Origin of the sequence: Acinetobacter lwoffii (genome assembly GCF_022967985.1) — a bacterium.
Taxonomy (GTDB): domain Bacteria; phylum Pseudomonadota; class Gammaproteobacteria; order Pseudomonadales; family Moraxellaceae; genus Acinetobacter.
The window spans coordinates 1-9188 of sequence record NZ_JALJVC010000039.1 but is presented as its reverse complement, the minus strand read 5'-3'; the positions used below and the strand labels follow the sequence as shown (position 1 = coordinate 9188).

Annotated in this window: 13 protein-coding genes; 7 read left to right on the top strand and 6 right to left on the bottom strand. The window is 42.5% G+C overall.

What is annotated here, in order from left to right; all coding sequences use genetic code 11:
• From MWG72_RS15150 to MWG72_RS15140, 3 genes are all read left to right on the top strand, one after another.
• A partial coding sequence (locus tag MWG72_RS15150; RefSeq protein ID WP_247144403.1) for an FAD-dependent oxidoreductase occupies positions 1-399 on the top strand: 399 nt, incomplete at its 5' end.
• A 279-nt stretch (positions 400-678) separates the two neighbouring features.
• The gene (locus MWG72_RS15145) at positions 679-924 is read left to right on the top strand and encodes a hypothetical protein (protein ID WP_180037464.1); all 246 of its coding nucleotides are present in this window, start codon (positions 679-681) and stop codon (positions 922-924) included.
• 143 nt (positions 925-1067) lie between these two features.
• Positions 1068-1274 (top strand): hypothetical protein, encoded by a 207-nt coding sequence (locus tag MWG72_RS15140; protein ID WP_213687431.1) that lies wholly within the window; start codon positions 1068-1070, stop codon positions 1272-1274.
• Here MWG72_RS15140 and MWG72_RS15135 read toward each other — a convergent pair.
• Positions 1258-1896 (bottom strand): LysE family transporter, encoded by a 639-nt coding sequence (locus MWG72_RS15135; protein WP_191113033.1) that lies wholly within the window; start codon positions 1894-1896, stop codon positions 1258-1260. The genes MWG72_RS15140 and MWG72_RS15135 overlap by 17 nt on opposite strands.
• A 117-nt stretch (positions 1897-2013) precedes the next feature.
• Positions 2014-2580, bottom strand: coding sequence for an FxsA family protein (locus tag MWG72_RS15130; RefSeq protein WP_005247360.1), 567 nt, complete (start codon positions 2578-2580; stop codon positions 2014-2016).
• Positions 2581-2705: 125 nt separating this feature from the next.
• On the opposite strand from MWG72_RS15130, the gene ruvC reads away from it, so the two are divergent.
• On the top strand, positions 2706-3251 hold the full coding sequence (gene ruvC, locus MWG72_RS15125; RefSeq protein WP_004278925.1) for a crossover junction endodeoxyribonuclease RuvC: 546 nt from the start codon (positions 2706-2708) through the stop codon (positions 3249-3251).
• A 3-nt stretch (positions 3252-3254) separates the two neighbouring features.
• Here the strand turns inward: ruvC and MWG72_RS15120 are convergent, their stop codons facing one another.
• Positions 3255-3527, bottom strand: coding sequence for an acylphosphatase (locus MWG72_RS15120; RefSeq protein ID WP_225554029.1), 273 nt, complete (start codon positions 3525-3527; stop codon positions 3255-3257).
• Between the two features lie 10 nt (positions 3528-3537).
• Positions 3538-4995 carry an NAD(P)H-hydrate dehydratase gene (locus tag MWG72_RS15115; RefSeq protein WP_247144402.1) on the bottom strand — a complete coding sequence of 486 codons (1458 nt, stop codon included), beginning with the start codon at positions 4993-4995 and terminating at the stop codon, positions 3538-3540.
• A gap of 23 nt (positions 4996-5018) precedes the next feature.
• On the opposite strand from MWG72_RS15115, the gene queG reads away from it, so the two are divergent.
• The 3 genes from queG (at position 5019) to bioB (ending at position 7556) form a co-directional block, all read left to right on the top strand.
• Positions 5019-6113, top strand: coding sequence for a tRNA epoxyqueuosine(34) reductase QueG (gene queG / locus MWG72_RS15110; protein ID WP_005103516.1), 1095 nt, complete (start codon positions 5019-5021; stop codon positions 6111-6113).
• A gap of 104 nt (positions 6114-6217) precedes the next feature.
• A complete protein-coding gene (locus tag MWG72_RS15105; RefSeq protein ID WP_004278929.1) occupies positions 6218-6421 on the top strand; it encodes a hypothetical protein in 204 nt (67 codons plus the stop codon).
• A 133-nt stretch (positions 6422-6554) separates the two neighbouring features.
• Positions 6555-7556: a biotin synthase BioB gene (gene bioB, locus MWG72_RS15100; protein ID WP_247144401.1), complete on the top strand. Its 1002-nt coding sequence runs from the start codon at positions 6555-6557 to the stop codon at positions 7554-7556.
• Positions 7557-7563: 7 nt separating this feature from the next.
• Here bioB and MWG72_RS15095 read toward each other — a convergent pair whose 3' ends face one another.
• Together MWG72_RS15095 and MWG72_RS15090 are read right to left on the bottom strand one after the other, a co-directional pair.
• Positions 7564-7800 (bottom strand): hypothetical protein, encoded by a 237-nt coding sequence (locus MWG72_RS15095; RefSeq protein ID WP_034438286.1) that lies wholly within the window; start codon positions 7798-7800, stop codon positions 7564-7566.
• A gap of 834 nt (positions 7801-8634) precedes the next feature.
• Positions 8635-9188, bottom strand: a 554-nt coding sequence (locus MWG72_RS15090) for a metallophosphoesterase (RefSeq protein WP_247144400.1), incomplete at its 5' end; no start/stop codon positions are given.

Here is a 9188-nt window from a genome sequence, read left to right as displayed (position 1 = left end):
CTGCGTGCGGATCAGGTGCTGCAAGACAAGCTGAACAGCTTGCCGAATACCACCGTGATCAAAAATGCTTTATCTACAGAAGTGGTTGGTGATGGTTCACAAGTGACTGCACTGAAATACAAAGACCGTGCTACGGATGAAGAGCATACGGTAGAACTTGCGGGGATCTTTGTACAAATTGGTTTGTTACCAAACACGGACTTCCTGAAAGAAACCCAAGTTGAGCTGACTAACCGTGGCGAGATTGTGATTAACGACCGCAACGAAACCAATGTGAAAGGTGTGTTTGCGGCAGGTGACTGTACCACAGTGCCGTACAAGCAGATCATCATTGCCACCGGTGAAGGTGCCAAGGCGTCATTGTCTGCTTTTGATTACATCATCCGTTCAGTACAGTAAGTTTTAGACTAGCTCAAATAAAGCCTGCTTGATGCGGGCTTTATTTTTAATTGATTTTGTCATTATCTTTTTAGATTCAACTATATTTTTCAGATAATGAATCGTTTGATCATTTTCTTGATACGATCTTAGTCATGTAATTAATTTTTACCCTATATAGATACTATGTAATTGTCGGCAATCTCGTCTTGCCAGCCCAGAAAAGCTCTCCTATTATAGAGCGACAAATCATCTTTCATGATCGAAGAATAAAAAGGATAACATCCTGGGAGAAGAACAATGCAGTATCAATATCATTGTGCCTGCTGTGAAAAAGTAGTCGACTCTACAGAAAAATCATGCTCAAAATGTGGTTCACACCATATTCGCAGCCCTTTTGGTTTCTGGATTTTATGTCTAGTAGCCTGCCTCGTTACAGCAATTGTGTTTAAAGTGGTGCATTTGTATGTGCAGTCACAACAAGAAGTTCCAGTACAACACTCTATACTGGACGTTTTAAAAGAAGAAGATAAAAGACTTCGCTAATTTCTGTACCTCACAGCAAAGACCTGTTCATTCAAGCAGGTCTTTTTATTGCTCTTGAATAATTCAAATAGTGATGCGGAAAACAGCCTCATCAAATCCAGATTTGATTTACAATAGCTGTGGATTTGAATGAGAGATGTACCATGGTTCAGTTAATTAAAAAAGGTGGATTGCGTGAGCGCGCCAACCGTAGCCGCAGTTATCAAGGCTCTGAAAATACTGAAACCACCTTAAAGCCTAATCGTTATCAAACGGCGGTTAAAACACCAGACCATTTACCCTCTCCTGCCCCGACCTCACCAACTTCTCCAGCATTAAATGAAGATATACCCCTTAATTCATCAGAATAAGTGCGTCATACCATAACCACAACGCAAATAGCAGAAATAGTCCACCTGAAATCATATCAATATAACTCCCCGAACGCTGGTACAAGGTTTTAATTTTTGGTTGGGAAATCAACAGCATCAATAAAGCAAAGGTAACAAAGGTCTGCAAGGGAATAATCACCGCCAACTGTGCTTTCAAATAATCGGAAGCAGACGAGCTTAAGGCCAGTGAAAATACGCTACTAAAATAAATCAGTGTTTTTGGATTAGAAAGGTTGGTCCATAAGCCCAACATAAAATAGTTTTTAGCTTGCACCTGTCCATTCGTATCGTCGTCGGTCTGATGTCTATTTTTAAAGCTATGCACACCACCCTTTAACATGGCCCATCCCATCTTCGCCAGGAACATGCCACCCAAAAGCATTAAGGCTTGCTGGATCCATGGAAACTGGCCAATTAACACAGTAAAACCCGCAAGTGTCAGTACTACCCAAACCACGATACCGGCAGAGATCCCTGCAATAATTTTCAGGGCATTCTGGCGTGTAGTGGATGCAGCACTTTTGGCAATAAGTAAGATATCGGGGCCGGGACTGAGTTGAGCAACAAAATGCAGGAGACAGATCGTAAAAAGCAGAGACATTAAAATAAGGTAAATTTATAAAAATATATTATAACGTTTGTTCAAAGAGATTAGAAAGCTCCAATAAAAAACCGAATCATCAGATTCGGCTTAAATAGAATTTTTTAAATAAAACATTTATTTTGGATTGATATCTTTCATTTCAATTTTTTTCGCCTCAGGTCTCACTTCACGTGCTTCACCATCAATAATGTTGGAATCACCGCGACCTGATTGCTGATTTTGCATATCCTGCATTTGACGCATCATCTCGGCAAATGGGTTCTGGCCTTGTGCACCACCCATATCGCCCATCATGCCACCCATCATTTTTTCCATCATGAGTTGCTGACGTTTCATCATCGCTTTCATTATAGCAGCCTTAAAAACCTGCTGAACCGCTGGAATGAGCATCAATACTGCCAATACGTCGGTAATCAATCCAGGAATAAGCAGAAAGAAACCTGCCAGAATTTTAGGTAAATTTCCTGTTAATGCAGGATCTGCACTCATCTGTCCCATCTGCATTTGCTGCATTTGTGGCATTACACCGGCCGAGTATTTACGGATCAGATTCATACCAATAAAAAATGCGGCCACAAACCAGAAAAATACGTACCACATGCTCCCGACGAGGTCACCCACGCCAATCCAGACAAATACTTCTAGGATTAAGCCTGCAAGGATAATAAGAAATAATTTCATGAAAATTAATCTAATCTCAGTAAAATAAATAATAGGATGCTGGAATCAACTGCTTCATCAGGATCAAGCTTTTTTGATACGCTTATGTAACAATATGGGCATTATTCTATTTTTAAAGTGCGGGCATGTCATTAATTATTGGGATTGACCCCGGTTCTCGTTTAACCGGTTACGGAATTATCGAAAAAGACGGCTCCAAACTGACTTTTGTCGATGCCGGCACCATCAGAACAGAAACGACAGAAATGCCTGAACGTTTAAAACGGATCTTTGCCGGCGTGGAGCGCATTGTAAAATTTTATGGTCCCACTGAAGCTGCAGTCGAACAGGTCTTTATGGCACAAAATCCGGATTCTGCCTTAAAACTTGGGCAAGCCCGCGGTGCTGCTGTTGCTGCACTGGTCAATCTGGATTTGAAAGTCGCTGAATATACCGCGCGCCAGATCAAGCAGTCGGTAGTCGGTTATGGTGCTGCCGACAAAGAACAGGTACAGATGATGGTGATGAATATTCTAAAACTCAGCATCAAACCGCAACAGGATGCTGCCGACGCCCTCGCTGCTGCGATCTGTCATGCCCATGCCTCAGGCAGTATGAGTAAAATGGCGGTATTGAACGCTTTGGGCGGTATGGCACGTGGTCGTAGTCGTGTCAGCAGCCGGCGTCGCTAAGGTTTAACGCAATATTTTAAAGTCTTGAACATCTAGGTCCGATTCCAGATGCTCTTGAATAACCGTTTGTACGATGGCACGAGCAGGCCCTTGCCAACTTCGTGCAATCATTTCGTCAAGCTGGGAGTCTGTTCCAACAATAACAGCCTCCACCTCACCTGTGCTCAAGTTTTTCACATATCCTTTCAGTCCAAGTGCTTGAGCCTGCTCGGCAAACCAGTAACGGTATCCAACTCCTTGGACTTGGCCTGAAATATTCAGTTTGATGACTGGCACACTATTCTCCTTAACGATTCACCACATGATAAATCGCATGTCTCATATCCTGAGCCTGCAAGCCACGTTCGCCATTTTTGGCCAATTCATCACCTGCGAGTGCATGTAAAGTTACAATTTCATGCAAATGAATTTTTTGTGCAAATTGCGCCTTTAGACTAGCAATCATGCCAGCCAGCACGTCCCCCATTCCGCCAGTGCCCATACCAGCATTCCCGGCATTGCAGATGTAAAGCCTTTCTTCCAGAATCAGGCTGCCTGAACCTTTTAGCACCCACTGTCCCTGATATTTTTGTTGCAGGGCATGAATGGCTGCAATCCGATCCATTTCAACTTCCGCAGTACTACATGCTAGCAAAGTTGCAGCCTCCCCTGGATGTGGTGTGGCATAAGTCTGGGAATTCAAAACTTGTGGCTGCTTGGCCAGAAACCATAAGGCATCCGCATCCAACACAACCTCCTGATCAGATTGCTGAATCAGTTCAAACCAAGCTGTATATTGTTGCTCTGACCAAGAATCACGACCTAATCCCATGCCAAAACACACTGCATCGACTTGCTGAATCAATGCTTGGCGTTGCTCCTGAGTTAAGAGGTTGATATCACGCAGCATGATATTGGGTGCACGTGACAAAATCGCAGTATGATGTTTTGCATCACAGACGATCGTCACTTTACCTGCTCCGGCAGCAAATGCTGCTTCTGCTGCCATAATCACTGCACCGCCCATGTCTGCATGACCACCTACAACCAAAACATGACCATAACTGCCTTTATGACCAAAGGCTTCACGCTTCGGCAATTGAATCTGATGTGAGGCAAGCTGGGCAATCGGTTGAAGTTCTGCGTCTGTTGGAATAGCAGAAATCAGTTCGATCTTGCCTGCATATTCTTTGCCTTGTCCGGTAAACAGTCCGGCCTTGAGCCCTAATCCCGTGAAAGTGTAGTCAGCTTTAATCGCAACAGGCAAAGGCTGGCCGGTATTGGCACCCAATCCACTCGGAATATCGATTGAGATTTTTAATCCAGTTTGCTGATTGATCTTTTGAATAACACTTTGCCAGTCAGAATTTAGCTGACGGTTTAGACCAATTCCGAATAAGGCATCGATATAGACCTCATATTCAGATTGAAAATTAAAATGTGAATAAGGCTGCACACCAACCCGCTGGGCTTCCTGCACAGCCGATGCCAGATCTTTGGAACTGCCCAGTTCAGCCGCATAAATATCAACATTGAATCCCGCCTGTTTGAGATATTTGGCCACCAGATAACCATCGCCGGCATTATTGCCCTGACCACAGCAGACCGCGATTTTTATAATTTTTTGCTGGGAAAATAAAGTGATCAGCCGCTGACTAATCCCCCAGGCGACTTGTTGCATTAAACCGTAGGAACTATTTTGCTGTTGAAACCAGCGCTGCTCCCATGCTTGTAGATCGCGGCTATGGTAAACTTGTTGCTGCATTTCTTATTCCCTGTCTTTGGTTTATGGCAACTCCCGATTCTCAAGCGCAAATTAAAGTTTATCAACAAGATCCAGCCGAGCTAAAAGCATGGATTAAAGCGCAGGCTTTAGAATTGGGTTTTTCTGATTGTGTCATTGCCAAACCAGATGCTCAAGCAGAATTAGCACGCTTACAGGAATATCTGGATCGTGGTTATCATGGTGACATGAAGTTTCTGGAAGAGAATCTGGAAAAACGTGCCAATCCCGCCTTACTGGTTCCCGGCACACGTAGCATTATATGTGTGCGTATGGATTATCTGGTCGACGCACCAGAACCACGTTATATCCCTTATGCACCCAACTCTGCCATTATCGCGCGTTATGCTCGTGGCCGGGATTATCATAAAACCATGCGCGGTCGCCTGAAAACCTTGGCGACAAAAATCCGGGGAAAAATCGGAGATTTTGAATCACGTCCTTTTGCGGATTCTGCACCCATTTTTGAAAAATCGCTGGCTGAAAGTGCCGGCATGGGCTGGACAGGTAAACACACCCTGCTGATTCATAAAACATCAGGCTCATTCTTTGTACTGGGTGAACTGTTTACTTCACTGGAACTGCCCTTTGATGAACCCGCGACCAAACATTGTGGCTCCTGTACTGCGTGTATCGACATCTGTCCGACTCAAGCCATTGTCGAGCCTTATATGTTAGATGCTCGCCGCTGTATCGCCTATCTGACCATCGAATATAAAGGCATTATTCCAGAAGATTTGCGACGCGGAATTGGTAACCGGGTTTTTGGTTGTGACGATTGCCAGCTGATATGTCCATGGAACAGTTTTGCCCAAGTGACCTCGATAGAGGATTTTCATCCGCGGCATGGACTGGATCAAGTGAGTTTACTGGATTTATGGCAATGGGATGAAGCCACCTTTTTAAGTGCGACTGAAGGCAGTCCGATGCGTCGTACGGGTTATCAAAGCTTTATGCGCAATATCGCCATTGGTTTGGGCAATGCACCCTTTGATGGGCAGATTATTCCGGCCCTTCAGCAACAGCGTAATCAACATGATGAAATTGTGCAGGTACATATCGATTGGGCTATTCAAGAACAACTGGCAAAATCCAGTTAATTTTCCATCTTTACCTAGCGTCACAGTTTCACTTAAAAGCCTTACACCCCCATGTTTCAGACTATGGCATAAATAAAAATAGTCAGAAATGAAGTGGAGGAAAGATGATGTCATCAAAAAATCCAAATCAAGAACTGCTGGAGCAGCTTCAGCATGACCAGCAGAAGCAACAACAGCAGCAGCCGCAACATGGCCCGATTAATTCCCCAAAAAACAATCAGCATGAACAGGATCAGCGCGTGTTTAACAAGCAGCACCGTAGTGATCTGCATGGCCAGGATATTCATGGAAATCACAGTAATAAATAATCTGGCAACTGAAAAACAAAGCTCACCTCGTGTGGGCTTTGTCATTTATATAAGGTCATATTTTGCTAGTGAAGCAAAAGCTTATTTTTATTAAGATGAACCGAATGATAAATAAGCACAGATAGGGAAAGAGATGAACAGTAGTGATGCGGTACGTAATGATTGGTCACGTGAAGAAATACAAGCTCTATATCAACAGCCTTTAATGGATTTAGTGTTCCAGGCGCAACAGGTTCATCGTGAACATTTCACTGCGAATACCGTTCAGGTGAGCACCCTGCTTTCGATTAAAACCGGTAAATGTCCTGAAGACTGTAAATACTGTTCACAATCAGCGCATTATGATTCCAAACTGGAAGCTGAAAAACGCATTGCGGTCGATAAAGTGATTCAGGAAGCAAAACAGGCGCTGGCATCAGGAAGTTCACGTTTCTGTATGGGGGCTGCATGGCGCAACCCGCATGAACGCGATATGCCTTATGTGCTGGAAATGGTGCGTGAAGTTAAAGCACTCGGTCTGGAAACCTGCATGACACTGGGGATGCTAAATGGATCTCAGGCTGAACGCTTGAAAGATGCTGGACTAGATTATTACAACCATAATCTGGATACTTCTCGTGAATACTATTCATATATCATCAGCACGCGTAGCTTTGATGATCGTCTGGATACTTTGGATCATGTGCGTCAGGCGGGTATGAAAGTCTGTAGTGGCGGTATTGTGGGTCTGGGCGAAAGCCGTGATGACCGGATCGGTTTATTGTATGAACTTGCAACTCTGGCGATTCATCCGGAATCTGTGCCGATCAATATGTTGGTCCCGATTGAAGGCACACCGATGGCAGATGTAGAAAAACTGGATGTGATTGAGTGGATTCGTACCATTGCCGTAGCACGCTTGTTGATGCCTAAAAGCTATATTCGCCTTTCTGCAGGGCGTGAATCCTTAAGCGATTCGGATCAGGCTTTGGCATTTATGGCTGGTGCCAATTCTATTTTCTCTGGTGAAAAACTACTGACGACTCCCAATACAGCCCAAGGCCGTGATCAGCAACTTTTTGCAAAATTAGGTCTAGTCGCTGAACAGCCAAAACCAAGTGTTCGCAGCTTAGCGACAGATGCCATGGCAAGCTAACAACTGTTTAAGTTGATGAACTCGCAGAAAAGTTATGTGCAGTAATTAAAATGCCATAACGGGCATTCAGATAATCTCCGACTCGGATTTGATCTACTCCATTGGCATGATGCACCATCAGCGCTTGCGTGACTGCATCATAGCTAAAGGAGTCATAACTATCTTGATGCAGGCTGAGCCAGTGCAGCGTATCTGCCAGGTTGCTGTCGACGATATAGGTATCTGCATGAAAATCTTTGCTCATATGCCTGTTCATCATGTTGAAATTTCCCTTTAATTTTAACGGAAATTAGCCCATAACAAGCATAAAAAAGTGAGCCATTGCTCACTTTTCTTGCAAAAACTTTAGTCCTTATTCGTACCGCACTTACGACACTCCCTGTGTTCCCCGATCTCTTGCATTTGCTCATACTCATAAATATGCAAACAAAACAATTTTCTTAAAAGCTGAAGCATCGTTGAAACTCCTGTTTAATCATTTTTTTTAATACGCTTCTTAAGATATTCCGTCCTGAAACATCATGATTTTTGACTAAAAAATCATCTCATATTAATTAGCATAATTTTTTCAGTTGTAAAATGCATTTCATCTACTTTTCACTTTTTTTTGCAGGTATTCTTTGAACTACATCACAATTATTTCATAAATATGAACTTTTTTTTGATTAAAGAGGATGTTTATGGAATCTAGATAACAAAAGTAATATCTGAGGGAGATGCTTTTTTATTAAGCTGGGAACGAAGAGTATTTATTGAAAGGTAAACCAGAAAAGTTAATTATCAGTAGAGGCAACCATTTTAAGTCCTTCGAGATAAGAGCAACGATCAATTAAGTGAATTGCTTACTTCAGATTTCATAATATCCAAAAACAAAAAACCACCTAGGATTAATACACCTAAGTGGTTGTTTTATATGGCGGGTCCAGACAGACGGAAACTATTACCTACCCTATTGTTTTTATTAAATTAATTTATTTTTAAAAATTACAGGATACAAGCTAGGATACATAGTTTAACTGTTTCTTTTTTGATCAATTAAGCTTTTTTCACCACCAAACTCCCCTACCACATCGCTAATTCATTGAATTTTGACAATACACAGCTTCTTGGTAAAAGAGGAACCAACATCAATATAATGGCAATTATCGATTTGAGTATGCTCTTTTACAATGGTATGACCTAGATATATTTCATCAATATTGTCGACAACATCATAATGAGCGGAATGCTGACGAATTCGTCCTCTCCCCCACAGCGCGTTCGCATAAGCAGAACTGACACCTGAAATCTTGTAGTCACCTTGTGCAATATCGTGCTTAAAAGCATTCCAATCATGAATATCAATATCAGCATGAATAATACCTATCTTTTTATTACTCAGTAAAACTTCTATCACTAATGGTAAGTCTACTAAACGATCAATAATTTTCTGTTGTGTCTTTTGAAATTGTCTATAAAACCATGCCCCTCCATTTCTTGCATGCATGTCTTTCATTTTAGGATCATACTGTCCTCGAATACACATTTCTTCATGATTACCGCGCACAGTCAAAAACCATTTTTGATCGAGTAATGAAATACATTCTAAATTTTCAGTACCTCTGTCAATGATATCTCCTGTGCAGATGAGCA

Excerpts from the sequence above, each read along its gene's own strand:
- MWG72_RS15145 (WP_180037464.1), top strand. The coding sequence starts at position 679 with ATGCAGTATCAATATCATTGTGCCTGCTGTGAAAAAGTAGTCGACTCT.
- MWG72_RS15140 (WP_213687431.1), top strand. The coding sequence starts at position 1,068 with ATGGTTCAGTTAATTAAAAAAGGTGGATTGCGTGAGCGCGCCAACCGT.
- MWG72_RS15135 (WP_191113033.1), bottom strand. The coding sequence starts at position 1,896 with ATGTCTCTGCTTTTTACGATCTGTCTCCTGCATTTTGTTGCTCAACTC.
- MWG72_RS15130 (WP_005247360.1), bottom strand. The coding sequence starts at position 2,580 with ATGAAATTATTTCTTATTATCCTTGCAGGCTTAATCCTAGAAGTATTT.
- ruvC (WP_004278925.1), top strand. The coding sequence starts at position 2,706 with ATGTCATTAATTATTGGGATTGACCCCGGTTCTCGTTTAACCGGTTAC.
- MWG72_RS15115 (WP_247144402.1), bottom strand. The coding sequence starts at position 4,995 with ATGCAGCAACAAGTTTACCATAGCCGCGATCTACAAGCATGGGAGCAG.
- queG (WP_005103516.1), top strand. The coding sequence starts at position 5,019 with ATGGCAACTCCCGATTCTCAAGCGCAAATTAAAGTTTATCAACAAGAT.
- MWG72_RS15105 (WP_004278929.1), top strand. The coding sequence starts at position 6,218 with ATGATGTCATCAAAAAATCCAAATCAAGAACTGCTGGAGCAGCTTCAG.
- bioB (WP_247144401.1), top strand. The coding sequence starts at position 6,555 with ATGAACAGTAGTGATGCGGTACGTAATGATTGGTCACGTGAAGAAATA.
- MWG72_RS15095 (WP_034438286.1), bottom strand. The coding sequence starts at position 7,800 with ATGAGCAAAGATTTTCATGCAGATACCTATATCGTCGACAGCAACCTG.